The organism is Shewanella sp. SM73 (assembly GCF_025653795.1).
GTDB classification, from domain to species: domain Bacteria; phylum Pseudomonadota; class Gammaproteobacteria; order Enterobacterales; family Shewanellaceae; genus Shewanella; species Shewanella oncorhynchi.
In genome coordinates this window covers 92,786-117,125 of the sequence record NZ_JAKKRY010000016.1, presented here as the reverse complement: position 1 = coordinate 117,125, position 24,340 = coordinate 92,786, and the positions used below count along the sequence as shown (strand labels likewise).

The 24,340-nt window shown below is 49.3% G+C and carries 35 protein-coding genes, 1 rRNA gene, 2 other RNA genes and 1 pseudogene; 37 read left to right on the top strand and 2 right to left on the bottom strand.

Annotated elements, in window-relative coordinates:
- Window positions 1-107 precede the first annotated feature (107 nt).
- Together rrf and L5M51_RS18995 are read left to right on the top strand one after the other, a co-directional pair.
- Window positions 108-223: ribosomal RNA gene (rrf, locus tag L5M51_RS19000) — 5S ribosomal RNA — on the top strand.
- 312 nt (window positions 224-535) lie between these two features.
- A pseudogene (locus L5M51_RS18995) lies at window positions 536-904 on the top strand (molybdopterin-binding protein); the annotation flags it as partial.
- A gap of 187 nt (window positions 905-1,091) precedes the next feature.
- Here the strand turns inward: L5M51_RS18995 and L5M51_RS18990 are convergent.
- Window positions 1,092-1,859, bottom strand: a complete 768-nt coding sequence (locus L5M51_RS18990) for an XRE family transcriptional regulator (RefSeq protein WP_263174139.1) — start codon at window positions 1,857-1,859, stop codon at window positions 1,092-1,094.
- 175 nt (window positions 1,860-2,034) lie between these two features.
- Here L5M51_RS18990 and L5M51_RS18985 point away from each other — a divergent pair, with 175 nt between their 5' ends.
- Window positions 2,035-2,343 (top strand): helix-turn-helix domain-containing protein, encoded by a 309-nt coding sequence (locus L5M51_RS18985; protein ID WP_263174138.1) that lies wholly within the window; start codon window positions 2,035-2,037, stop codon window positions 2,341-2,343.
- 10 nt (window positions 2,344-2,353) lie between these two features.
- Here L5M51_RS18985 and L5M51_RS18980 read toward each other — a convergent pair whose 3' ends face one another.
- Window positions 2,354-2,806, bottom strand: a complete 453-nt coding sequence (locus tag L5M51_RS18980) for a hypothetical protein (RefSeq protein ID WP_263174137.1) — start codon at window positions 2,804-2,806, stop codon at window positions 2,354-2,356.
- Between the two features lie 110 nt (window positions 2,807-2,916).
- On the opposite strand from L5M51_RS18980, the gene L5M51_RS18975 reads away from it, so the two are divergent.
- From L5M51_RS18975 to L5M51_RS18810, 34 genes are all read left to right on the top strand, one after another.
- On the top strand, window positions 2,917-3,402 hold the full coding sequence (locus L5M51_RS18975; protein ID WP_263174136.1) for a hypothetical protein: 486 nt from the start codon (window positions 2,917-2,919) through the stop codon (window positions 3,400-3,402).
- Complete coding sequence (locus L5M51_RS18970; RefSeq protein WP_263174134.1) at window positions 3,399-5,396, top strand: transposase domain-containing protein; 1,998 nt, start codon at window positions 3,399-3,401, stop codon at window positions 5,394-5,396. The genes L5M51_RS18975 and L5M51_RS18970 overlap by 4 nt, the downstream gene beginning before the upstream one ends.
- 58 nt (window positions 5,397-5,454) lie before the next feature.
- Entirely contained in the window at window positions 5,455-6,420 is a 966-nt protein-coding gene (locus tag L5M51_RS18965; protein WP_263174133.1) for an AAA family ATPase, read from the top strand.
- A 42-nt stretch (window positions 6,421-6,462) separates the two neighbouring features.
- Window positions 6,463-6,681 carry a hypothetical protein gene (locus L5M51_RS18960; protein ID WP_263174131.1) on the top strand — a complete coding sequence of 73 codons (219 nt, stop codon included), beginning with the start codon at window positions 6,463-6,465 and terminating at the stop codon, window positions 6,679-6,681.
- A gap of 1 nt (window position 6,682) precedes the next feature.
- Window positions 6,683-7,318, top strand: a complete 636-nt coding sequence (locus L5M51_RS18955) for a DUF3164 family protein (protein WP_263174129.1) — start codon at window positions 6,683-6,685, stop codon at window positions 7,316-7,318.
- Window positions 7,319-7,321: 3 nt separating this feature from the next.
- Window positions 7,322-7,393, top strand: an RNA gene (locus tag L5M51_RS18950) — hammerhead ribozyme type II.
- Window positions 7,394-7,408: 15 nt separating this feature from the next.
- Window positions 7,409-7,609 (top strand): ANR family transcriptional regulator, encoded by a 201-nt coding sequence (locus tag L5M51_RS18945; protein WP_173247653.1) that lies wholly within the window; start codon window positions 7,409-7,411, stop codon window positions 7,607-7,609.
- A gap of 11 nt (window positions 7,610-7,620) precedes the next feature.
- The gene (locus tag L5M51_RS18940) at window positions 7,621-8,064 is read left to right on the top strand and encodes a hypothetical protein (RefSeq protein ID WP_173247656.1); all 444 of its coding nucleotides are present in this window, start codon (window positions 7,621-7,623) and stop codon (window positions 8,062-8,064) included.
- A 14-nt stretch (window positions 8,065-8,078) separates the two neighbouring features.
- Window positions 8,079-8,155, top strand: an RNA gene (locus L5M51_RS18935) — hammerhead ribozyme type II.
- Window positions 8,156-8,170: 15 nt separating this feature from the next.
- Window positions 8,171-8,392, top strand: coding sequence for a hypothetical protein (locus L5M51_RS18930; protein ID WP_131524992.1), 222 nt, complete (start codon window positions 8,171-8,173; stop codon window positions 8,390-8,392).
- On the top strand, window positions 8,386-9,000 hold the full coding sequence (locus tag L5M51_RS18925; protein ID WP_263174128.1) for a gp16 family protein: 615 nt from the start codon (window positions 8,386-8,388) through the stop codon (window positions 8,998-9,000). The genes L5M51_RS18930 and L5M51_RS18925 overlap by 7 nt, the downstream gene beginning before the upstream one ends.
- Complete coding sequence (locus tag L5M51_RS18920) at window positions 8,997-9,527, top strand: hypothetical protein (RefSeq protein ID WP_263174127.1); 531 nt, start codon at window positions 8,997-8,999, stop codon at window positions 9,525-9,527. The genes L5M51_RS18925 and L5M51_RS18920 overlap by 4 nt, the downstream gene beginning before the upstream one ends.
- Window positions 9,517-9,951, top strand: a complete 435-nt coding sequence (locus L5M51_RS18915) for a Mor transcription activator family protein (protein WP_263174125.1) — start codon at window positions 9,517-9,519, stop codon at window positions 9,949-9,951. Before L5M51_RS18920 ends, L5M51_RS18915 begins: the two co-directional genes overlap by 11 nt.
- Window positions 9,952-10,004: 53 nt before the next feature.
- The gene (locus tag L5M51_RS18910; protein ID WP_263174124.1) at window positions 10,005-10,463 is read left to right on the top strand and encodes a hypothetical protein; all 459 of its coding nucleotides are present in this window, start codon (window positions 10,005-10,007) and stop codon (window positions 10,461-10,463) included.
- Window positions 10,464-10,542: 79 nt separating this feature from the next.
- On the top strand, window positions 10,543-10,839 hold the full coding sequence (locus tag L5M51_RS18905; protein ID WP_263174122.1) for a hypothetical protein: 297 nt from the start codon (window positions 10,543-10,545) through the stop codon (window positions 10,837-10,839).
- Window positions 10,829-11,389 carry a lysozyme gene (locus L5M51_RS18900; RefSeq protein ID WP_263174121.1) on the top strand — a complete coding sequence of 187 codons (561 nt, stop codon included), beginning with the start codon at window positions 10,829-10,831 and terminating at the stop codon, window positions 11,387-11,389. The genes L5M51_RS18905 and L5M51_RS18900 overlap by 11 nt, the downstream gene beginning before the upstream one ends.
- Entirely contained in the window at window positions 11,386-11,955 is a 570-nt protein-coding gene (locus tag L5M51_RS18895; protein WP_263174120.1) for a hypothetical protein, read from the top strand. The genes L5M51_RS18900 and L5M51_RS18895 overlap by 4 nt, the downstream gene beginning before the upstream one ends.
- 84 nt (window positions 11,956-12,039) lie before the next feature.
- On the top strand, window positions 12,040-12,264 hold the full coding sequence (locus L5M51_RS18890; RefSeq protein WP_263174118.1) for a hypothetical protein: 225 nt from the start codon (window positions 12,040-12,042) through the stop codon (window positions 12,262-12,264).
- Window positions 12,261-12,596 carry a DUF2730 domain-containing protein gene (locus L5M51_RS18885; protein WP_263174116.1) on the top strand — a complete coding sequence of 112 codons (336 nt, stop codon included), beginning with the start codon at window positions 12,261-12,263 and terminating at the stop codon, window positions 12,594-12,596. The genes L5M51_RS18890 and L5M51_RS18885 overlap by 4 nt, the downstream gene beginning before the upstream one ends.
- Complete coding sequence (locus L5M51_RS18880) at window positions 12,596-12,892, top strand: ArsR family transcriptional regulator (RefSeq protein WP_263174114.1); 297 nt, start codon at window positions 12,596-12,598, stop codon at window positions 12,890-12,892. The genes L5M51_RS18885 and L5M51_RS18880 overlap by 1 nt, the downstream gene beginning before the upstream one ends.
- Window positions 12,893-12,894: 2 nt before the next feature.
- On the top strand, window positions 12,895-13,149 hold the full coding sequence (locus L5M51_RS18875; protein WP_263174112.1) for a hypothetical protein: 255 nt from the start codon (window positions 12,895-12,897) through the stop codon (window positions 13,147-13,149).
- Window positions 13,139-13,711, top strand: a complete 573-nt coding sequence (locus L5M51_RS18870) for a DUF3486 family protein (protein WP_263174110.1) — start codon at window positions 13,139-13,141, stop codon at window positions 13,709-13,711. The genes L5M51_RS18875 and L5M51_RS18870 overlap by 11 nt, the downstream gene beginning before the upstream one ends.
- Window positions 13,711-15,387, top strand: a complete 1,677-nt coding sequence (locus L5M51_RS18865) for a hypothetical protein (protein WP_263174108.1) — start codon at window positions 13,711-13,713, stop codon at window positions 15,385-15,387. Before L5M51_RS18870 ends, L5M51_RS18865 begins: the two co-directional genes overlap by 1 nt.
- On the top strand, window positions 15,387-17,135 hold the full coding sequence (locus L5M51_RS18860; protein ID WP_263174107.1) for a DUF935 domain-containing protein: 1,749 nt from the start codon (window positions 15,387-15,389) through the stop codon (window positions 17,133-17,135). The genes L5M51_RS18865 and L5M51_RS18860 overlap by 1 nt, the downstream gene beginning before the upstream one ends.
- Window positions 17,135-18,403: a PBECR2 nuclease fold domain-containing protein gene (locus tag L5M51_RS18855; RefSeq protein ID WP_263174106.1), complete on the top strand. Its 1,269-nt coding sequence runs from the start codon at window positions 17,135-17,137 to the stop codon at window positions 18,401-18,403. Before L5M51_RS18860 ends, L5M51_RS18855 begins: the two co-directional genes overlap by 1 nt.
- A gap of 91 nt (window positions 18,404-18,494) precedes the next feature.
- Window positions 18,495-18,953: a phage virion morphogenesis protein gene (locus tag L5M51_RS18850; protein WP_263174105.1), complete on the top strand. Its 459-nt coding sequence runs from the start codon at window positions 18,495-18,497 to the stop codon at window positions 18,951-18,953.
- Window positions 18,954-19,132: 179 nt separating this feature from the next.
- Window positions 19,133-19,519: a hypothetical protein gene (locus L5M51_RS18845; protein ID WP_263174103.1), complete on the top strand. Its 387-nt coding sequence runs from the start codon at window positions 19,133-19,135 to the stop codon at window positions 19,517-19,519.
- Window positions 19,520-19,597: 78 nt separating this feature from the next.
- The gene (locus tag L5M51_RS18840) at window positions 19,598-20,740 is read left to right on the top strand and encodes a phage protease (protein WP_263174101.1); all 1,143 of its coding nucleotides are present in this window, start codon (window positions 19,598-19,600) and stop codon (window positions 20,738-20,740) included.
- 13 nt (window positions 20,741-20,753) lie between these two features.
- Window positions 20,754-21,659: a Mu-like prophage major head subunit gpT family protein gene (locus L5M51_RS18835; protein WP_263174100.1), complete on the top strand. Its 906-nt coding sequence runs from the start codon at window positions 20,754-20,756 to the stop codon at window positions 21,657-21,659.
- Between the two features lie 70 nt (window positions 21,660-21,729).
- Complete coding sequence (locus L5M51_RS18830) at window positions 21,730-22,245, top strand: HI1506-related protein (protein ID WP_263174099.1); 516 nt, start codon at window positions 21,730-21,732, stop codon at window positions 22,243-22,245.
- Between the two features lie 2 nt (window positions 22,246-22,247).
- Window positions 22,248-22,667, top strand: a complete 420-nt coding sequence (locus tag L5M51_RS18825) for a gp436 family protein (protein WP_263174097.1) — start codon at window positions 22,248-22,250, stop codon at window positions 22,665-22,667.
- Entirely contained in the window at window positions 22,664-23,074 is a 411-nt protein-coding gene (locus L5M51_RS18820) for a hypothetical protein (RefSeq protein WP_263174094.1), read from the top strand. Before L5M51_RS18825 ends, L5M51_RS18820 begins: the two co-directional genes overlap by 4 nt.
- Before the next feature lie 4 nt (window positions 23,075-23,078).
- Window positions 23,079-23,987, top strand: coding sequence for a phage tail tube protein (locus L5M51_RS18815; protein ID WP_263174093.1), 909 nt, complete (start codon window positions 23,079-23,081; stop codon window positions 23,985-23,987).
- 8 nt (window positions 23,988-23,995) lie between these two features.
- Entirely contained in the window at window positions 23,996-24,325 is a 330-nt protein-coding gene (locus L5M51_RS18810) for a hypothetical protein (RefSeq protein ID WP_263174092.1), read from the top strand.
- Window positions 24,326-24,340: the final 15 nt, after the last annotated feature.

Genomic DNA, 24,340 nt, shown 5'->3' with positions numbered 1-24,340 from the left:
TAGACAGAATATCGACACTTGATAAAGTTAAAGACTCAACAGAAAATCAGCTTTCCGAATTATTATTAACGTGAGCCAGAGATGGACACGGTAATAAACAGAATTTGCTTGGTGACAATAGCCTTGTGGAACCACCTGATCCCATCCCGAACTCAGAAGTGAAACGCAAACGCGCCGATGGTAGTGTGGGGTCTCCCCATGTGAGAGTAGGTCATCGCCAAGCGCCTAATTATCTCATTGAGATGTAACGAAGCCAGCTGAATAAGCTGGCTTTTTTGCGTATGCAATTTGTGAAATCCAGCCTAGTGTCTATTTAATTAGTCAGTTTTCCTCCCATTTTTCTCTCCTTAACACTCTCTTTCACTCTTCATGACATCAATAGTAAGTAATGGTTGTCGATTATTTGTTCGGTTATTTTGTCAATGCTCCGATTTTGCTACAGCTATCTTAGTTCTCGATCGAGCCTAGCTATTGCTATTAGTTAAGCGGTTACTTACCTTATGTTTTAATTTATTGGGGTAGATAAGGATCTGAGATGAAGTTAGAGATGATTTGCACTGGGGAAGAGGTGTTGGCGGGACAGATTGTTGATACCAACGCCGCTTGGTTTGCCAGTACTATGATGGAGCATGGTGTCGAGATCCAGCGTCGAGTGACCGTCGGCGATCGCCTCGAGGATCTGATTGCGGTTTTCCAAGAACGTAGCTTACATGCCGATGTGATTCTCGTTAATGGTGGTCTCGGGCCGACGAGTGATGATATGTCTGCTTTAGCGATGGCGAAGGCGAAGGGCGAACCATTGGTTGAGAATGCGGAGTGGCGTGAGCGTTTAGAGGAGTGGTTGTATAGACTCTTAAATAATGATCAGAAACCAATTAAATCGAGATTAGATAAAATTTGGCCTGAATAAATGAGATCGATTGAGGAACGGCGCGGGTTTGCTGGGCGAGTTGTCCAAGCTACCACGCCGTTTTTGTATCTGATTGGTGCGATCTCAATTTTGATCAATGGCGATCCAATTTAGGCAAATGCCGCTAAAAAAGTGATCACTGTGATTTAAACCTATGTGACGTTTAAAAGAGGTTTAAATTTTAATCCCCAATATCCTTCGAGATGTGAACAACCTGCCCAACTACTTGGAAGCTGTGCTGTTCATCCATTGGGACTTCTATAGCCTTATATAAAGGATTGTCACTCAATAAAAGCCAAGCGTTAGGCATAACCTGCACGCGTTTTACCCATAGTTGGTTCTCATTGCGGATAACAAAGATATTACCGTCGGTGAGTTCGGTACGCTGCATGTTAATTAGCAAGGTGTTGTTATTGCTAATGATGGGCTCCATGCTATCGCCCTTAGCCCACACTACTACTAAGTCCTTTTCAGCAAAGCCTCGCCATTTAAGCCACCGCTTTCTAAAAGCAAGATGACGGCTAGGCTCAACTTCATCCGACCCCTCACTCCCCCAGCCTGCAGAAACTTGTACGCTATAGCCTGGTATCAAAGCAAATTCAGCAAGAAAACCCGAAGGTGTCGCCATTTGCGCAACCACATCAACAGACTTGTCAGTATGAGACTGACTAACTAACGCATCAAAATCCTTCTGGTACTTAGGGCCATTGCCCGTCACCAACCATTCCACGGTCACACCGCCTGCTTTAGCTATTGCAATGAGCCTTTCCACATTAGGTGTCGAGTCACCTATCGAATATTTCTGAATCGCTGTTTGAGAAAGGTCAGCCTTCATCGCAAATGAACGCGCACTGTCTGAACCAATTATTTCAGTAAGCCTAGAACTAAAACATTCAACTTCACCACCTGAACTTGAATGAGGTCGTTCAACTTTATTTAATTCATCCATACAGAAGATAACCCATTGATACTAAATAAAAAACAATAATATGAGTGCTTTTAAACTCAATAATGAACTTGAATGAAGATATAAATCTATTGCAACCGAATTCATTTGAGGTTAATTTACACTTGCAGTTAACTAAATGAGTTCAAGCAAACAGCTATATATAGGAGCAAAAAAAATGCGTAAGCAAACTACTTCACTTCGCACAAAAGACGACTGGCATCGCGCCGATATTATCGCTGCCATCCGTAAACAGGGCTCCACCTTATCCGCCGTTGCCCGTGAGAATGGCTTAGCCTCAAACACTTTGCAAAATGCGTTGCGGGTTTCTTGGCCAAAGGGCGAGCGCATAATTGCTGATGCCATTGGCATTGATGCCGCTGAGATCTGGCCTAGCCGTTACTCACATCCTAACAAACTCATCGAAAACGATATTAGCACAACAGCTAATAAAAGTGCGCACAAACAAGTTCAAGAGGTCGCATAAATGAGCGCACCTAAAAAAACATGCCCCCTATGTAAGCAGGATGTAACTGCCCCTCAATCAGCAAGCGCCAGCGTTGATGCCACACAGGGGATACCGCCAGTAGCTGGCAATGATGATCCTCTTCTAACTGAACCAAGCGATGCGCTATTTGGCGAAGGCGTGATGTTAAAAGTTGGATTTGGGACGGTGGCAGATGCGAGAGCGCATAGCGAAGCTCGTCGTCAGTGGGCGCAAACGCGAAAGATAGTGCGTTACCAACACATTCGCCTAGCGCCATTACGTTGGATGTTGACGTTTCGGGACGAACTTCGGGTACTAAAACGCCTGGTAAGAGATTGCGTATTTGTTGCAGTTCAGCATGCAAAGCATCAATGGAAACAAAGATAAATGACGTCACCAACTCGTGGAGTGTTTCTGCATCCATGGGTATGAGTTCGCTTGGTACGTTGAGTGGGTTGGTCATAGTTAGCCTGTTTTATTGATTGAATTGCATTGAAGTGTATGAGCAATGCGATCGCTCCGACAAGCGCAACGATCGACTTTGTTTGGAACTGAATTTTATAGGGGTTTCCAATGGCTAGACGCAACTGGAAAAAGGTACGAGCAAATAATCTGCGCCACTCAATGGAGTTGTGCTTAGAGTTTGCCCGCGAAAAACAAAACCTTTCAGTAGACCGCGTTGCCGATCTGATGGGTTTGCCTAGCAAGTGGACGCTATATAAATGGCTTGAGAATGGTCGTATTCCTGCCGTATTGATCCGCCCATTTGAGCACGCCTGTGGTGCGGATTACATGACCTTGTATATCGCTGCATCTAGCAACCGCCTCGTTATCGATATTCCCAGCGGCCGTAAAGCCACTAATACCGAAGTCAACGAACTACAAGGCTCGTTTAGTGAAGCTATGGGATTACTGATCCGTTTTTACCAAGGACAAAGCGCAGCCGAAGACACCATCACTGCACTTAACAATGTGATGGGTGGCATTGCCTGGCATAGCGAAAACGTCAGTAAAAGCCAAGAACCAGAGCTGGCGATGTTCGATGGAGAAAATGAATGAGCACATCACAAAAACAATGGTTTAGTGCTGCTGAATTAATCGGTTTACCTGACATGCCTGGCACGACACAAAACATTAACGCTAAAGCCAAGCGCGAAGGTTGGACATGCCGCAAACGTGAAGGCCGTGGCGGTGGTTTTGAATATCACCTCAACAGTTTACCGCCTGCCACTAAAGCCAAGTTGCTTGCACAGCAAGGCAAGATTGAGCTTAACGGTACTGTGCTGAATGCCCCAAAACCTAAATCCGCGCGTGAGCGTTACGATGCCGCTAGCCTTTGGCAATTGTGGGAACGTGCGGGCGAACACGCCCAGTCTGTTGCCAAAGCCAAACTGGCTTATGTGAGTGCCTTTTATGCGCTAGTTGAATCCGGTACCAACAAGATGGCTGCGTATGAACATATCGCCGTTGAGTTTGGACTTGCTGTGCCAACCCTGCGCCGTGACTGTAAAAAGGTCGAAGGCTTTGATAAAGCCGATTGGGCACCGCAGTTGCTGACCAAAAACAAAATTGCGGCCATGAACAACGCCGCTAACCGTTTAGCCCCCGTGAGTGATGAAGCGTGGGAATGGTTTAAAACCGACTACCTGCGGTTAGAACAACCTAACTTTGCCACTAGCTATTGGGCCTTGTTAGACACAGCCAAAAAACACAACTGGGAAGTACCCTCGGTTGATAGCTTAAAACGTCGCTTAGATAAAGAAGTGCCGCACGAACAGCAAGTGATGTTACGCCAAGGCGAACACGCTCTGATGCAACTCTACCCTGCACAGCAACGTACCGTGCTGGATATCAAGGCGATGGAGTGGATCAACGGCGACGGCTATCAACATAACGTGTTTGTGCGCTGGCATAACGGCGAGATCCTGCGCCCTAAAACATGGTTTTGGGCAGATATTCGCACCCGCAAGATCCTCGCTTGGCGCGTTGGTGTGTCTGAAAACACCGACACGATTCGTCTGTCGCTAATGGATGTGGTCAACCAATACGGTATTCCTAAGCAACTTACGCTGGATAACACCCGTGCAGCCGCCAACAAATGGATGACGGGCGGCGTACCTAACCGCTATCGCTTTAAAGTGAAGCCTGACGACCCAATGGGTTTGATCCCAATGCTCGGTATTCAACTGCATTGGTCGAGCGTGCTCCACGGTAAAGGCCATGGTCAAGCTAAGCCAATCGAACGCGCTTTTGGCGTGGGTGGTTTGGGCGAATTTGTGGATAAAAACATTGCCTTTGAGGGTGCATACACTGGCGCAAACACAAAGGCAAAACCCGATAACTATGGCAGTACAGCCGTTGCTGTCGAGGTGTTTATGCGGGTGTTAGCCGAAGGCGTACAGACCTTTAACCAAAGGCCAAACCGTGAAACTGAAGTGTGTCGCGGCGTAATGTCATTCGACGAAGCCTTTGCTGCCAGTTACCAAAATGCCACGGTGCGTAAAGCCACTGCTGAACAAAAACGCATGCTGTTACTCAGCGCCGAAGCGGTACGTGTTAGCAGCCAAGCAACGGTAGTTCTCGATGCAGGCGGCGCGGTTGCCAGCCGTAAAAACCGTTATCACCACGAGGCTTTATATAGCTATGTCGGCCAGAAGATCGTCGCCCGTTTCGACCCCGATAATCTGCACGGCATGGTGGTGTGTTACACGCTGTCTGGTCTGCTGATCTGTGAGGCCAACTGTATTCAAGCGACTGGCTTTGGTGATACCGATGCCGCCCGCGAACACACTCGCCACCGTACCCAATTCACCAAGGCTAATAAGTTAGCTGCCAAAGCACATAAGCGCATGAGCAACCTTGAAGCCGCTGAGTTAATGCGCGGGGTTGAACCTGAGCCGCCATTAACGCCAGCAGCCACCGAGATGGTGCATATCCGTCACGGCAATACCGTGCGCACTGTCGCCGCCCAGCCAGAGGCTGAAAACTTTGAAGAGGCCTTTGCACTCGGCGTATCGGCGTTGTTTGCCGAGAAAAATAAAAACCGACTTTAACACCCGTTTAAACCCAACTTAATCAGCTCTTACCCGAAATGGAAAAGGAAAAAATATCATGAACAAGGTTGTCAGTATTTCTCAATCAGAAGTGAAACCAGACCAACAGCAGCAGGTTATCGACACCATTAAAGGGATGATCGATAGCAAAAAAGTCACCCAGACGAAACTGGCAAAAGAGATAGATATGAGCACTAGCGTGATCAGCCAGTACCTCAACGGTAAATATGATGGCGTCGGTGGCGATGCTGCGGGTGTGGCTGAAAAGCTCAGCGCATGGCTTGCCCTGCAGACGAACCGCGCCACAAACCCTGTCGCACCTAAGTTTGTACAAACTCAAACTGCAAACCAAATCCATACCGCACTAGCCTATGCCCATGCAGCTGAGTGTATCAGCGTGGTATTTGGTGCCTCGGGCGTGGGTAAAACCACAGCGGCTAAACACTACGCCAACGATAACCCTAACGTGTGGATGATCACCGCTTCACCCAGCGCATCCAGCCTCAGCGAATGCTTGTATGAACTGGCATTAGAACTCGGTATGGACGATGCGCCGCGCCGCAAAGGCCCATTGGCTCGCGCCATTAAGCGCCGTCTCATGGGTACGGGTGGATTGGTGATCATCGATGAGGCGGATCATTTGGATTACGCCACCCTCGAAGAACTGCGCATTTTGCAGGAACAAACCCAAGTCGGCATGGTGCTGGTTGGTAATAACCGCGTTTATGCCCAACTGACTGGCGGCCGCCGCAATGAAGATTTTGCCCGCTTGTTTAGCCGTATCGCCAAAAAGGTCGGCATTCATAAAGCCAAGAAAAACGATGTGACCGCCATTGCCACCGCTTGGGGCATTCACGGCGACAGCGAACGCGCCCTGATGACGGTTATATCTGAAAAGCCTGGTGCGCTGCGTCTGCTTAATCAAACCCTACGCCTTGCCGCCATGATGGCCAGCGGCAGCAATAGCGCCATTGGCGTTAGCCATTTACGCGCCGCCTTTAAAGACCTCGAAGGCGTGGAATAACCCTGTTACCTAACCCGTTTAAGCATAAGCAAGGAGCAAGACATGAGACACCAAAACCCTAAATTCGATGTGATTAGCGCGCTGCGTTTACGCGGTATGAAGGTTGTCCACAGTGGCGTGAAGGTTGTGCAAATCGACAAGCCAACTGCTGATTTTCGCCGCATGGCTGTGGACATTATCGAGAACATTAAAGGCATTCGTCGCCGTTGTATGGCGGTGCAATTTCACGGCGTGACAGTGCGCTGGAATGAGGACAAATAAGATGAACACACAAGAACTAACCCATAACCACGACGCTATTCCGCAGGGCTATCGCAAAAATGCCGTAGGCGATTTGGTACATGAAGACCGTATTAAGGCCGTGGACAAACTGCGCGATGAAGTGGTGCTGGCTATTGTCGGTTCAGCCAAAGAACTGCGTGAACAGATGCTTAATTTCAAACTGATGACTATGGCGAAAATTGATGATTTTGCCGAACTATCGGCCAGTGAATATGGCGTTAAGGTCGGTGGCAGTAAGGGCAATATTTTACTTACTAGCTTTGATGGCAAGTACCAAGTGCGCCGTGCAGTGGGTGAACACCGCGTATTTGATGAGCGTATCCAAACCGCTAAAACCTTGATTGATGATTGCATTAAAAGCTGGAGCGGTGGCGCGGATACCCGCCTGATGGCGATGGTTGAGCATGCCTTTCGGGTAAACCAGCAAGGCCGAATTGACGTTAACCAAGTGCTCAGTCTGCGCCAGCTGGATATCGACGATGCCAACTGGAAACGGGCCATGGACGCTATAGCCGACGCGATTCAAATCACAGGCACTAGCCAGTACCTGCGCCTATATGAGCGCCAACCCAACGGCAAATACATCCAACTCCCATTGGATATCAGCACCCTTTGATATAAGCGAAACCCGCCTCAATCTTGAGGCGTGGTCTATCCAGCGTAGTGGCTGGGTACTGATGAGCAGCTAACACATACGAGGATGAAGATGATGAAAACCAAGAAAACAGTCGAAAGTACCGAATATATCAGAACCGCATCAGATGCCGCAGAGCAAGAGCGTACAGGCAACTATGGTATTGCCACTTTGCTTTGGGGCCAAGCACGAAAACTGGCTAGTTCAATAACGAATTACGATTGGGCTGACTCTCGTATGGCGTTCTGCCATGTACGCCAACTGCGTAAATAAGGACAGAGAAAATGGCGATCACAAAAGAGCAATGGCAACAGCTTGAAACGGAAATGGCGGGTAGCTTTGTCAATGTTAAGTTCAGCTATCAAGGTCATGAGATCAGTGTTCAGCGTGAGCGTAAGAGCGAATCATCAACAGAGTTGGCGGTTTACATTGATGGTTATATCAAAGGCGGTTGGATTTGCTCACCTGAGAATCAACCAGAAGATACACCTAAGATTTTGCCGCAGGTTTGGAATACCAAAACTCGTAGCGCTTATTCACCTAAGAAAATTGCTGATTTAGAAAAGAAATTTGGCAAGCGCAAAGCTAAAGAATACTTCCCAAACTTGCATCATAAGGTTGGTGTTTTAATGCCATTTTTTTCGAAAGCCTCCGTACTCTGCCGCCAGTTTAAAAAGCTTGAAGGCTTAGCGCTTACTCACGCTTTTTTACTAGACGAGCCGGAATAAGAACTTATTTGATTAAGCGAAACGAGCAAGGTGCTGTGGTGCCTTGCCTGTCTATCCGGCGTTGTGGCTGGGTACTGATGAGCAGCTAACAAAAGAGCAATGATGAATGACACCCTATGCTAAACGCTTACTCAAATATGCCATTGCGAACTGCCCAGTTAGGCCCGTTCGTAAGGGGAAAACTAAGGCAGAACTGCTCGCCGATCGTGAGCTTTGGGCTGTTAACTTTTTAAATGCAGCAACACCGAATTGGCAGCAGCTTAAGAGTCAGCCTAAAGCCATCAAGATAGTATCCAGTGCGACAACCGATGAGGATGACGAATGTTAGAAACTAATCAAAAAGCCCCTGTGCAGACTAATGCGCAGGCGCACCCAGTCGCTCAACACAAGAAGCGCCTGATCACCTTAATCAATGTGGCTAAGGGATCATTGCAGCTCGATGAAGCCATCTACCGCGCCATGCTGAAAAATGCCACGGGTAAAGATTCCTTGCGGGCAATGAACTTGCCAGAGCTTGAACAGGCGCTAGAAGTGTTTAAACAAAAGGGCTTTAAACCTACTGTAACCAACAATAAAACAGCGGTTAAACGCCGTTTAAGTCCTGCTGCGGGTAAAAGCAAATTGGCAAGCATAGATAAAATACGTGCCATTTGGATCACCATGGGCCACCACTTAGTTATCCAGGATAACAGTGAATCGGCGCTTGATGCCTATGTGCGTCGCATGACGCTACGCAGTAAAAATGAGGGCGTTGATGCCACCCCATGGATGACAGAACCGCAAGCCTACAAGGTACTTGAAAGTCTGAAAAACTGGCATAAGCGCGTACTTATCGAGCGCATTATTGCCCGTGGTGAGCGTTTAAAAATGAATGAAAACGGCACTCGCCCTGCAAGTTATGAAGTGATTGTTGCCCAGTATGAGTGCCACCTATGAAACTCTGCCGTTGCCCTGTATGCCACAGTAATATCCACTTAGATGCCTTAGTGAATGACGATGCGGCGCGCGAGCTGCTCGCCACACTTGCACCGATGGACGGTGCCACTGGGCGGATTCTAATGAACTACATCGGCTTATTCCGCCCCGTAAAAAGCGACTTGAGTTTTAACCGTGCACTCACGCTGGTGAACGACACACTGGCGCTAACCTCAAACCGAGACTGGTTACGTGCGGCGTTAGAAGAGACGGTGATCAAGCTTCGCACTGCCAGAACTGAAGGTAATGCAAGACCACTAACCAACCACAATTACTTAAAAAAAGTGCTTGAAAGCATTAGCCAGCACTCAATTACCCCTGTGGCTGCGCCCGCTGCAAACGCAAAGCCAAGCTATGAGATCACCAGCTACGGCCGTCCTGAAAGCTTGGCTGAAACCAAAGCCAAGTTTGATGCACAGATGGCGCAATTTAAGGCAAAAGCAAAAAAGGCGAAGGCAAACGAACAAGGAGGCACCAATGCTGAATGAACAAGGTGAACAACTGGATTTACTTTCAACCAGTGCCGCAGAACTTGAGCACGCATTGGCGACATTAGCAACACTCAAGCCAGATGAACGTGAAGATTTTATTCGCCGCTGGCCATCGACCCTGCAAAGCCTTTGCGATGTGATGCGAGTGACGCTTAAGCAACATAATATTGTCGATGCAGATAATGTGAGCGAAGCCTTAGCGACCAGTTTGAGTGCTTATTTAGGTGGCCGTGACGTATATATTCCCAACGGAGAACGTCTTAAAAATGCCCTGCGCGATATCCGAATTTGGCGCGAGTTTAAGGGCAACAACCTTGAGCAATTAAGCCGCGATTATGGCTTAACCGAGCGAAGAGTGAGCGAGATTGTGGCCGAACAGCGCGCGGCATTTGTCGCAAGAAAGCAAAGGAGGTTGTTTTAATGTAAGGCTAAATTCAGTAATGTACTTATGTTGTAAAAACAAAGGAGAGATAAATGGCTGCCAAGGATTTTGATTATACATGTAGTAAGTGCAATTCAGTGTTTCCATTCAGCAACATGAAGAACCGCTTAACCTGCCCGAAATGCGGAAAGTTTGATAATCTTAGTGTAACAATTAACATTATCGTGGTTGTTGTAGCTTTGTCTTTCGCTTACTGGATGTTTTCTCCAAGCAAAGATACAAGTAAAACTGCACCATCTTCACATCAACAAACTGTAAACCGTCAGTTTAGCGGTTGGGATGGTTCGCACAATGGCCTCGTTAAATTTGTTAAAGCTAATTTAAAAGATCCAAGCAGTTTTGAGCACATTAAGACTCAGTATGCTGACAAGTATAATTACCTCATAGTTACGATGCAGTACCGAGGTAAAAATTCGTTTGGGGCATTAGTCATAGAAGAAGTCGTTGCTAAAACAGATATGAATGGAAAGGTGTTAGAAATTATCAAATAACTAATCCCGAAACCTTTCCAATCCGCTCCAAACCCTTAAGCCGAGACAATGAACCCATGTTCACTGTCTCGGTTTTTTTATGGCCTTTGTCACCCACAACAACTATCGCAGCGGCGTTAACAGTATGCCGATTGCGAATGCGCAGCCCAAACGCATACAAAACCGAGTCTATCGCCAGTGCGCCAAAGACGGTTTTAATGCCCGTATCAAGGCGGAGTTATCAGGCAATGTACCTACCGTCGTGCCTTTGTATAGCAACAGTCTCACCCGTCAAAGCTACTTTGAACAAGGCTGGCATGCCGTCACTTACCTCCATGTTTTAAAAGCCCGCAAGCAACGCAAGGCACAAGCTATGGCGGTGCCTAATGAACAGTAAACTCAAGGCGATTTTAGTCGCCGCAGGTTTAAGTTCTGCAGCCATTACGGGCGCTACCATTACCGATAAATGGGAAGGCAATAGCCTGAGCGTCTATGTCGATGCCGTGGGTGTACTGACCGCCTGCCGTGGCCATACGAGCAAAGACTTAAAGCTTTGGCAAACCTTCACCGAGCAGCAATGCATGGAGATCTTTGCCAAGGATATCGCCAAGGAAGATAAGCAGCTGCTCAGCCTCACCGCGCCAGTAACGCTCACCCACAGCGAGCACGCCGCCTATTTATCGTTTTTGCACTGGGCGGGATACGGCAACTTTGCCAGCTCAACCTTGCGTAAAAAGCTGTTAGCGGGCGACAGAGTGGGCGCGTGCAAAGAGCTAACCCAAGCCTGTTCAACCAATAAGCAAACGGGTGAGCGCGTCTGTAATGGCTGGACGTATGGCACCGACCTATTCGGTAACAAGGTGCGCCTAAATGGCCTCATCAAGCGCCGTGCAGAAGAGCAAAGCATTTGCCTAAGCGAACTCATGGCCGGAGGGGTAACGCAATGACGCCCTCCCAAATTAGTATCGCCATTCAATGGTTGATTGTGTCGCTTTTTGTGGCAGTGCTTTGTTTAGCTCAATACCAATTAGCCACGACAAGAAGCCAACTTACCCAAGCTCTCGCGGATAAATCAACGCTGCAAACCGATGCTGATAACTTGGCTGATAGCTTGCGCAAATCCAATGCCGATAAGGCCGCATTAGCTGCTGAGTCAGAGCAGCTTGCCTTGCAATTACAGCAAGTCTCGCTGCAAAAGGCAGAGCTAATGGGCCGCCATCACGCCCTTAAAAATCAACTCAATCAACTGTTGCAGGACACTACCGATGAAGATGCTAAAGCATGGCGCGATGCTCCTGTGCCTAATGATGTTGTGCGCTTGCTCAGCCACGCAGCCGATTGTGCGCAACGTGCCCGTTTACACGACAGCGTATGTGTTGCCGCCCGCAGCACTGATGCGCGAGTGCCAAGTGACCCAAGTGCCACAGCCCGTGATCCAGTGCTTACTGACGCAGCAAACCTTGTGCCTAGCCAACCCAGCCTTAGCCGAGTTGATGCTGTCTCTCATCGCTGACTTAGGGCAATGCAACCTCGACTGGCAAGCCCTGCACGATTGGCGGCAACGCCATCAAACAGACCAAACAAAATAAGGAACCCCATGGACGAAAACGATTGGGCTAGCAATATGGAAACCCGCGAGCGAGCTGCCTGCGTTGATGCAGTAAGGGATGCCGCCAGGCACAAACAACACCGCCAAGGCAATGGTATTTGTATTGATTGTCTTGAGGCTGTGGAGCCAGAACGACACACAGCACAGCGCTGTATTAGTTGCCAACAGGATGAAGATAAGCGCCAAAAGCAGCGCTATGGGAAGCGTTTATGATCGAATCGTTATTTGAATATTTCGGTAAGTATTGGGGCTTCATTGGCAGCGTCATTAGCGTTTTATGTGCACTGCTGATGGCGTGGTTTAGCACGCGATTTACCCCACGGATTGAGCATGAAAAAGTGATCCAAAAGGTGGCTGAAATCGACAAGCGCCTTAGCGAAACTGAAATGCAATTGGAGTACATGCCGACCCGTGACGAACTGCATGCGCTCGATAAAACCCTCACAGGTTTAGGTGAGCGCTTTGGTGCAATGGAACAAGGCATTAGGCGCTTAGAAACCAAGACCGACATGCTTCTCGAAAACGAACTTAAAGGAGGCCATTAATGGCAATGCAGAACATTATCAATGAGCACCAACGCTTAGTGGTGCTTCGATTACTCACAGAGGCGGGAGCCTTCGCACTCAATGAGTCCATCTTACAAGATGGCTTAAATGCCTACGGCCTCGACATTAGCCGCGATGCCTTGCTGGTTCAGCTCGCTTGGCTTAACGAGCAAGGGCTGATTAAAACTGAACTGGTTGGCAAAGTGACCACGGCTACGCTAACAGGTCGTGGTCAAGATGTGGCGACAGGCCGCGCGGTAGTACCAGGGGTTAAACGCCCACGGGCGGGAGAGTAGCCATGGCAAGAGCAATCCTAAATCGTGGTGAGCTTGCAGGCATCCGCTTAGTGGCGGATTTGTTTGTTATCCGCGAACTCGAAAAGAACGTGCTTGCTAAAAACGAGCACGTTAAGCCGCACATCAAAGAGCTAGATCAGCGCCTTAAAAAGACGGTTCCCAAGGTGTTTGCGGCAGAGGCAGAACTACAGAAGCAGATCCACTTAGTTCGTGCGCAGTGGCTACGAGAATGGGAGGGGTTAGACGATGGCGAGTGAAACCCGAGGCCGACGCTCTAAAGTGGATTTACTGCCTGATCCTATCCGCAAAAAGCTCGATGCGGGGCTGCGTAATGGCTCGATTCAGCAGATTGATTTGCTCGATGAAATCAATGCGCTGATTAAAGCCGCAGGCTTGCCTGAAGAAAACCAGCTTTCCCGCGCAGGCATCAACCGTTACGCCACTAAGATGGAGGCCGTGGGTAAATCCTTGCGTGAAATGCGTGAGATCACCCAAGTGTGGACTGCAGAACTGGGTGACAAACCCACGGGTGAAGTCACCAAACTGATCCTTGAAATGGCCCGTTCACAGCTATTTAAAGCCCTTTTAAACGAGTCAGGAACGGGTGACGGTGCCGACGTTGGCATGATTAAAGATGCCATGTTAGCAGTGCAGCGTTTGGAGTCTGCCGCCATGGCCAGCCATAAGCGCGAGAAAGAGATCCGCACCGCGTTCGCGGCCGAAGCGGCTAATGCACTTAATGAAGAATTGCGTGGGGAAGATGGTATGAGCGAGCAGCTCGAAGGCCGTATCCGCCAAATTCTGTTAGGGAAAGCATAATGGCTAAAAGTGGCTTACACATGACGGCTATCAGTGAGCCGCGAAAAATTGACTTAGCGGAAGAAATGGCGCTGGCTGGGGTGGATGTGCCCCAGGATATTGGCGACGCTCAACCTGCCAATGAGCCTGTATTTTTGCCTTACCAGCAGCGCTGGTTTGAAGATGAAGCACCGATCATGATTGCCGAAAAAAGCCGGCGCACAGGATTAACCTGGGCAGAGGCTGGCCGCAATGTGATTAAAGCCGCTAAGCCGCGCCGCCGTGGTGGCTGCAATACCTTTTACGTTGGCAGCAAAAAAGAGATGGCGCTTGAATATATCGCCGCTTGTGCGCTCTTTGCCCGTGCTTTTAACCAGCTCGCAGAAGCTGATGTGTATGAGCAAACCTTCTGGGATTCGCAGAAGAAAGAAGAAATCCTCACCTACATGATCCGCTTCCCCAAGACGGGCCGAAAAATTCAGGCACTGAGTTCTCGTCCCTCTAACCTGCGTGGCTTACAGGGCGATGTGGTGATCGACGAAGCGGGTTTCCATGAGTCGCTCGAAGAGCTACTTAAGGCGGCGTTAGCATTAACCATGTGGGGCAACAAGGTCAGGTTAATCAGCACCCACAATGGCGTGGATAATTTATTCAATAGCTTGATTAATGATGCCCGTGAAGGCCGCAAAGACTACAGCATCCACCGCATCACGCTGGATGATGCCATTCGGGATGGCTTGTATAAGCGTATCTGTTATGTCACAGGTCAAACGTGGTCGCTGGCGGGTGAGATAGCTTGGCGCGATGGCCTCTATAAAAACGCCACCAATAAAGAAAGTGCCGATGAAGAATATGGCTGTGTGCCTAAAAAATCGGGTGGTGCTTACATCAGTCGGGTACTGATTGAAGCGGCCATGGTCGCCGATCGTTCTATCCCTATTTACCGTTTTGAAGCGCCTGAAAACTTCATGAGCTGGACGCCAGAAATGCGCGAAGCCGAGGTGCGCGATTGGTGCGAGCAGCATTTAAAAGCAGAGTTGGCCAAGCTAAATCCAGAGCATAACCATTCCTTTGGTGAAGACTTTGCGCGGCGCGGCGACTTAACCGTGTTTGTGCCCTTGGCCATTAAACCCGATTTAAGAAAGCGCATCCCCTTTGTGGTGGAGCTTCGCGATACCACCTACGAGCAACAGCGCCAGGTGATGTTTTATATCTGTGACCGGATGCCAAGGCTAGTGGGGTTGGCGTTTGATGCCACGGGTAACGGCGGTTATTTAGCTGAGCAAGCCGCGCTTAAATATGGCACTGAAATGGTGGACCAAGTACATCTGTCGCAGAGTTGGTATCACGAATGGATGCCAAAAATGAAGGGCGAGTTTGAAGCATTTAACCTTGAGATCCCCCGTCACCAAAGCGTGCTCGATGACTTACAGCATATCAAGTTAGTTAACGGTATCCCCTCGATCGATAAAGGTCGTAAGGTTGATTTAGAGTCCAGCAATAGCAAAGGCAAGCGCCACGGTGACTTTGCCGTTGGTCTGTGTATGGCTGTTCGTGCGTCATACATGGAGGGCGGCGCTATCGAGTTTACCGCTTTACCTAAATCGACTAGTCGTTGGGATGCCAACAGCAATAGCAGATCTGGCAATCGTGCTGATGAAGATGACTATAGTGTATCAACTAAAGGAGGCTGGTAATGGCCACGCCAGAGCAAATTAAACAACGTCTAGGGCGTTCCAATCCCGCCTTAAACACCCCACAAACAGACCGTGCCCAAGTGGGCTTTATTCGTAAAGAATGGGCGGAGCATCCTACCAGTGGACTAACCCCTGCACGGTTAGCACAGATCATGCTCGATGCTGAATATAACAATCTTACAGCCCAGTTTGATCTGGCCGATGATATTGAAGAGAAAGACGCCCATATCATGGCCGAGATACAAAAACGCAAGAATGCGCTGCTGGGTAAGGCATGGCAAATCGTGCCGCCACCAAACGCCAGTAAGGAAGAGCAGCGTGATGCGGATATGGTCACTGATGTGATTAACAGCATCCCAGACTTTGAAGATCTTATCCTGGATATGGGCGACGGTATTTTACGCTGTGTAGCTAATAGTCAAATCCATTGGGAGCAAGACGGCAGTATTTGGTATCCAGGTAAGTTTGAGTCGATCCCCGCGCGTCGTTTTACCGTCGATGACGATAACCGCAATAAAGTCTTGCTGCGCCTTGATGGCGGCGGCAAGGAGGAACTATGGCCACTGGGCTGGATACAACATACCCATAAAGCCAAGTCGGGCTATGTGGCTCGGGCGGGCCTAGTGCGGGTGCTGGCGTGGCCGTTCCTATTTAAAAACTATTCGGTAAGGGATCTTGCCGAGTTTTTAGAAATCTATGGCCTGCCGCTGCGCCTCGGTAAATATCCGAACGGAGCCAGTAAAGAAGAGAAAGCCACGCTGCTGCATGCCATTATGAGCATTGGTCATAATGCGGGTGGGATTATCCCTAAAGGGATGGATATCGAATTTAAGGATGCAGCACGTGGTGCCAGTGATCCTTATATGGCCATGCTCGACTGGGCAGAACGCAGCCAATCTAAAGCAATTTTAGGCGGAACACTCACAAGTCAAGCCGACGGTAAGAGTTCAACCAATGCGCTTGGTAATGTGCATAACGAAGTACGCGAAGAATTGCTGCTCTCGGATTTACGCCAAATCGCCTCGACATTAACCCGTGATCTCGTGTGGCCCTTAGTGATGATGAATGGCACCACCTTTGGCCATCCTCGCCGCCGTGCCCGCTTAGTGTTTGATACTCAGCAAGCCGAAGACCTAGTGCAATTTAGCCAAGCAATACCCGCACTGGTGCAGGTTGGTGCGAAAATCCCCAGCGCTTGGGTGAATGAAAAATTGCGTATTCCCATGCCCAAAGAAGGTGAAGCGGTGTTGGGATCTAATGGTAACTTGTCTATGGAACAAAACGGACAGGCCACAACAGGTGCAGACTCAATCCAGCAAACCGCACTGAACGGTGCTCAAATTAAGTCACTCAGTGAAATTATCACGCAACTTAATGATGAACAGATTGATAAAAACAGTGCCAGAGCGCTAATTAAAGCGGGATTCCCAGCTATTCCTGAATCCTTAATTGATGAAATGCTAGGGGGAATTCCTGCTCCTATAGCGTCACTGAAACAACTACCCAGTAAAACCATGGAGCTGACCCCGCTTACTCAGTCCCTTGCCAGTGCCGCAGGGGCACAGCTGGATGCGGAGATCACAGGTATTGCCGCGTTAGTTGAAAAGGCTCAAAGCTGGGATGAAATCGAGCAAGTGCTGATAGATGCCTACAGCAACCAAGGAGCGGCAAAGCTGGCGGCGATTATGCAGCAAGCCATGTCTACTGCTGCGTTGGCTGGCCGCTATGATGTGGAGCTTGGTAACTAATGCCGTCAAAATCAGTGCTGCCGCCAACATCAACACCAGCGCCCACAGCCCAATACGGTGGCGTACAATTTCAGCAGGCCATCGACTTCTTTCGGCAAAAACTGAATATGCCCACACAGGCGTGGGACGACTTGTGGGGTGGTATGCACAGCCGCGCTTTTGTGGTGGCGGGCGCACAAAAGGCCGAGCTGCTTACCGACTTGCGGCAATCGGTTGATAGGGCCATAAGCGACGGCATGAGTTTAAACGAGTTTAAAAAGCAGTTTAAAACCATAGTGGCCAAGCACGGTTGGGATCATACGGGCAATGCCGACTGGCGAGCGCAGATTATTTACGATACCAATATGCGCCAAAGCTACAACGCGGGGCGCTGGGATCAACTGCAACAGTTCCCCTATTGGCAATATAAACACGGCCATAGCGCCACCCCAAGGCAAGACCATTTGCGTTGGCACGATATGGTGTTGCCAGCGAGTAGCCCGTGGTGGACCACGCATTTTCCGCAAAACGGTTGGGGTTGTACTTGCTCGGTACGCGGGATGACAGAAGGTCAACTCAAACGCCAAGGTCTGAGCGTCAACCAATTGCCTGCTGATGAAAGCTATGAGTGGGTAAACCCTAAAACGGGTGAAGTACTCACGGTGCCTAAAGGGATTGATCCTGGCTTTGATTATTCACCAGGGCAAACCCATTTAGGCCAGCAACTATCAGATAAAGCCATGGCGCAATGGCGGGCGATTAAAAACGATGCGTGGGAACCACTCACCGCTGGGAACTGGCGAACCGCTGGCCGCCCTGAGTTATTGCCGTTACACCCTAATACGGTGGCCTTAGCCGATAGGGTGAGCACTCAAACCGAGTTGCAAGCGTTAGCCACACAAGTGCTAGGCGGCGCAGATACAGTTTGGCAAAGTGGCCCTTACCCTGTGTATGTGAATGCCGCCAGTTTAGCCAAGCATATCGATATCGCCCGCGCCCCTTTGCTACCGCTATTGCCTGAGGTGTTAACCCAACCTGATGAAGTATGGGCATCGTTTGAGCGCCACAAAGGCACGGGCAAGATTGAGTTACGCTGGCGGATTATTCGAATGGTGAACGCGGGCAAGTACAAGGGGCAATTAGTGGTAGCTCAAGTGGCTAAGGGAGTGTTGGAGGCATGGACATTTATCCCCGTAAAGCAAATTACCTATGTGAATAATCAGCGGTCAGGGATGTTAGTTTATGTTGCAGAAGACGATGCAAAGGAAAACGCAGACAAAAAGGATTAGGAGCGAGCCCAGTCTCGGACTGTGCCGCCAGCGGTTTACGGTATTGAGCCGAGCCTCACCTTCACCACTTGAACACTTAAGAGCATAGCACATGGCTGGCACACAGATCACTATTACAGAACACGGTTTTGAGGGCGCATTAACGGCATTTCAACAGTTGATTGATAGAGGTCAGGATTTACAACCTGCCTTAAGTGCCATTGCAGAATACCTCAGAGGAAGCACACAAGACCGCATCACCGCAGGAGAATCCCCTGACGGAACCCCCTTCGCTGCACTGAGCGACTTTACCCTAGGGGCAAAAAGCCGGAACCAAGACAAGATTTTGATCGAGCGCGGCTACTTATACAATTTGGTCTATCAGGTTAGCAGTGAGCAAATGCAACTCGGTAGTAATATGGTATATGCCGCTATGCACCAGTTTGGTGGCACTACCGCGCCCAATAGCATGATCCCCAATAAAGATATCCCTGCGCGTGAATTTTTAGGGGTGAGCCAAGATGATGAAATCGAAATCATTGCTACGGTGGGCGATTATTTAATGGCCTAGCCCAATTTCCGATTAACGCCCTCAAACGCGATTTAAGCGAAGCAAAGCACAACTTGGTATAACGGCTTATCTAAAAACCACTTAAACGCTTTAACAAGGATTTAAACGGGTTTTAAACTGGGTTATGCTGCCGACCAATATCTAAAACAAGTTAGTTAAATATTTATAAGGATATGCGTGTGAAAAAGGCATTATTAATTTTACTTGTTGCTTCGCTTACCGCTTGCTCTTCGCCAACCCGAACAGACACTGATGAATTTTCGGTTATTTTATCTGGTAACATTGTTCCTGATAAAGTGGCGCACTTTGTTGACTGTTTAACTGATGGTTTTAATAAAGCCCATTGGGGCGGGGTTAACTTTGAAGTTCGTCAATCAACCCGCGCCACAGGGTTTAGGGTTGAAACCTATACAGGAACAATGAACTATCTGCTTATGAGTGCCGATGTGATTAATGATGGCAATGTTGCATTGTATGAGAGTAGTGCTGCAGCACTCATTAATACCACTGGTGAAGTGGAAGCGTTTAAAGGCTGTTTAAAGCAATATCAAATCCAAATTAACTAATCCCGAAACCTTTCCAATCCGATAGTTTTACCGCTCGCCACAGAATGGGTACTCACGTTAACTGAGTACCCATTTTTTATGCCTAGATTAAACGCCATTGCTATTGCTGCACTTTCTGTCAGAGCCAATCTGGCACTACAGGCCTCTGCGTCAGAGACTGTGGGCACAGTGGCGTGCTCGCTAGCGCTAGAGTCTGACGATACCAGTGTGCAGTTGCTCCCAGATGGATTGTTTAAGGCCACGGATGGCCGCCCATTCGATGTACCCAGTGGGCAATGGCTGATGAATGATGCGGCTTGGCAATCTATCCAAGCCGCCGCCAAAGCCAAAGTGAACGACTTTCACTTTGACTATGAACACCAAACACTCAACACAGAGAAAAATGGTCAACCCGCCCCCGCTGCGGGCTGGTTTAAAGGCGCTGCGTTGCGTTATGTGCCAGGGCAAGGTTTGTTTGCCGATCCGGTGGACTGGACACCTAAAGCCAGCGCTCATATCGAAGCCAAAGAGTACCGCTATATCAGCGCGGTATTTTCCTACAGCAAGACCACAGGCCAAGTGTTAGAGCTGCTGCATGTGGCCCTGACCAATCAACCTGCGCTCGATGGTATGCGTGCCATCGCCGCACTTAAAAGTTCCTATTCTGGAACCCCAACTAATGGAGACAACACCATGAATGAAGAGCTACTGCGCCTACTCGCAGCGCTCGGGATCAGCGCCGAGGGGGTTAACCTCGAAGATGCTGCTGCCGTAAAAGCGCTGATTGATAAGGCGATTGCTGCGCACAAAGAGCAAACCGATAAGGCGACGGCAGCCGCGACAGAAGTCGTTGCGCTCAAAGCTAAACCCACGGGCATCGATCCATCTCAGTTTGTGCCTGTAGCGGCCTTTAATGAGTTGCAAGTGCAAGTGGCCGCACTCAGTAAGCAAGCGGGTACCGATGCGGTGGCCGAGTTGCTGGAAAAAGAAAAAGCCAAGATCTACGGCAAATCTGACCGTGAGTGGTTAGAAACCGTGGGTAAAGAAAAAGGCATTGCAGCCCTTAAAACCATGTTCAGCGATCGCATTGCGATTGCGGCACTCACCACCACCCAAACCACCACAACGACCACCGACCTTGATAAAGACAAGGGGTTAGCCGCCTTAACAGCGGAAGACAAAACGGTCGCCGACCTACTTGGTATTAGTCACAAAGACTTTGCCGCTACTGCCACTAAATAGGGGTAATTGAAACATGATTATTACACCAGCAACTCTCACCGCCCTGATGACTGGCTTTAATAAGTCATTCGAACAGGGCAAGAGCCAAGCCGCTAGCCAGTACAGCAAGATTGCGACTGTGATCAAATCGACCAGTAAGTCGAATACTTACGGTTGGTTGGGTAAGTGGCCTAAGTTTCGCGAATGGATTGGCGATCGGGTGATTAACGATATGACCGCCAGTTCTTATACCGTCGTCAACAAACCCTTTGAGTCATCAATCGGTGTCGATCGTGATGATATTGAAGATGACGAAATTGGTGTGTATGCGCCAATGTTCGTCGAAATGGGCCGCTCATCGGAAGTCTTCCCTGACGAACTGCTGTTCCCCATGCTCGATGCGGGCACCACTAGTTTGTGCTACGACGGGCAGAACTTTTTTGATACTGACCACCCAGTGTACGCCGCGCACGATGGCACGGGTGCTGTCACTAGCGTGAGTAACTACGACAATAATGGCGGTGCACCACAAACCAAGTGGTATTTACTCGATACCACTCGCGCTTTAAGGCCGCTGATTTACCAAGACCGTAAAGCGATGCAGTTTACCGCCATGACCAAGCAAGATGATGAAGCGGTATTTACCTCTAAGCAGTTCCGCTACGGCGTGGATTGTCGTGCTAACGGGGGGTACGGGTTCTGGCAGATGGCCTATTGCTCAACCAAGCCATTAACCGCTGAAAACGTGTGGGCCGCGATTGAAGCTATGCGTGGGTTTAAAGCCGATGGCGGTAAGCCTCTGGGTATCAAGCCCAATATGCTTGTCGTGCGCGGTACACAGCAACAAGCAGCGCTTGAAGCCATGAAGCAAAACATTGGTGGCGGCGAAACCAATACCTTGTCTGGTCAACTAGAAGTACTGGTTGCTGACTATCTGTAGTCCACTTTACACAGGCTTAGGGCTCAAGGCTTAACACCTTGTCGCCCTACCTTGTAGGAGAATCCATGTTATGTCTCAAAAAACGATTGTTATTAATTGTCGCGCCCATGATGGGTATCGCCGTGCAGGTATCGCGTTTACTAAAGGACAAAATGTATTTAGTGACAGTGAGCTTACCGATTCCCAGTTACAAGCGATTGAAGGGGATCCACGCTTGGTGGTTTCAGTTGAAACTAACGAAACCCAAGATGATACAAGTGCAGGCACGGCTCAAACGGCTAATGTGGCACAAACGCAAGGGAGTGTGGGCACTGCAGATAGTACAGATGGCGTAAAACAACCCGACATCACTAGCACGATTGCAGGCGTTGTTACCCACGATGGTGTGCAAAAAAACTTGGACGATATGACGGTTGCAGACCTTAAGGAGCTTGCTGAGTCACTGGAAATTGCAGGCTTTAAGGGAATGAAAAAACCTGAGTTGGTTGCCGCCATTGCCGCAGTTCAGGTGCAAGTGCCTACCGATGCCAAGATTGGTGACACTGGCGATGAGGCCAAAGCGCTTAACACAGAGCAAGGTGCATAAGCATGAACTACGCCACGATACTCGATATGCAAAACCGCTTTAGCGAAGCTGAGCTTATTGATTTGAGTGACCGTGGTGGTGCTGGTGTGATGGATAGCGCGGTGATCGATGCCGCGCTTAATGATGCTTCGGCCACGATCGATGGCTACTTAGCAGCACGTTATCCTTTGCCACTTGCAACTGCGCCAGATGTGCTCAATCGGATCAGTTGCGACTTAGCCCGTTACTACCTATACGACGAGCGAGCAACGGAGCAAGTCACCAAGCGCCACGATGATGCACTGAAACTGCTGGATAAAATCAGCAATGGCTCAGTGACCTTGGGTTTACCGCTAACTGACACCCCCGAGGGTAGCAATACCTCCGAGGTGCAATCGGCAGGCTCTGTTTGGTCACGTAAGGCCAGTAAGGGGTTTGTATGATCTCTATTCCTGATCTCGTTATCGCTCGCCTTAAGCCTGTATTCCTTGACGTTGAAGGCTTAGTGGCGCTCGGTGATTTGCAGGATAAAAATGTGCCACGGCAAAAGCTGTTTGTGCTGGATTTACAAGAGCGTGTTGGTCCACTGGTTGAAGGAATGGGGCTTTATCGCCATACCATCGCCACGACCATTGGCGTGCTGCTTGTGGTACCTGCCCGTAATAATGCCCAGCCAGATGTGATTGCACAGCGACAACAGATCCGCGAGCTGCTTTATGGCTGGGAACCCCACAAAGATTATACGCCGCTGTACTTAAGCGGTGGCCAGTTACAACCGTCGCGCCCTGGCACAGTTGCGTGGCTCGATAAATTTACGACTGAATACACGGAGGACGCCTTAGGCGTTTAACACTATGGCACGTAAAACACGTAAAAAAGCATTACTGTTTGCCCTCGAAGCCACCTACGGCGTGGATGCGATTGCCGCAGGCGCCCCCGTGGCAGTGCTTGGGCGAGATGTAAAAGTTGTCCCCATGGCGGGCGACAATACTGAACTTAAATATGATGATGGCAAACTCGGCAATAGCCCTGAGCTTGCAACCGAAATCTATGCCACGGTTGAATTTAGTGTTGATTTAGCGGGTAGCGGTACTGCTATTACTGCACCCGCTTGGGCACCGTTAGTGAAAGCCTGTTCACGGGATATTACGCCAGGTGCGTCCAGTGTGGTGATGGCCATCAACGAGGACAGCACCGCCTCACTGACGATGTACATGAACTACCACGGTGTATTGCATGCGCTATTGGGTGCGCGCGGCACCTTTAAACTCTCGGGTAAAGCCAAAGAACTGCCGAGTTTAATGTTTACCTTTACAGGGCTATTTGTGCCAGTAACAGCGGCGGCTTTGCCTGTCACTAATTTTTCCGCGTGGCAAAAGCCTGTGCCTGTAGGGGTTAAATACAGCGCCTTTTCGTTGGCGGGTGCTCCTGCAAAACTGATTTCCTTTGAATATGACCAAGCCAATAGTGTCACTTATGCTGAGTATGTGGGCTTTGAAGAAGTGCTGATCACTGACTTTAAGCCGAGCGGCAAGATCATTATCGAAGCTGCGAGCCTTGCCGACTTCGATCCGTTTGCCCTTGCTGCCAACAACACCGAAGTCGCCATGGAGTTCAGCCACGGCCCTGCGCTTAATCAAGTGATTTGGAGCAGCTCACGGATATCACTTGGCCGCCCAGAGTATGGCGATCAGGACGGCACACTGACCTATGAAATCCCGTTTAAACCCATTTCAACCATTGACCTGTTAACTACCAAATAGGAGTCACTATGTTTGTATTTACGCAAAAACGCCTCGTTAAAGAGTGGCCAGAAACGATAAAAGTTGCTGAAGATAAAGGCGTGGTGAGCTCGCATGATATTGCCCTTGATCTCGAGCTTATCCCCGAAGATGAATGGATTGAACTCATCAAGAAAGGCCATGCAATTGCGTTTGATCGTGTGTTGCTGGGGTGGCATGGCATTAGTGATGCCAACGGTGAGTCGATGGAGGACACGGCAGAGAACCGCGCGGCACTATACCAGTGGCAGCCTTTTACGCTGGCGGTTATTCGTGGCTATCAACGTGCCGCTTCGGGTGAAGCTGCAAGAAAAAACTAACGGATGGATTACGGG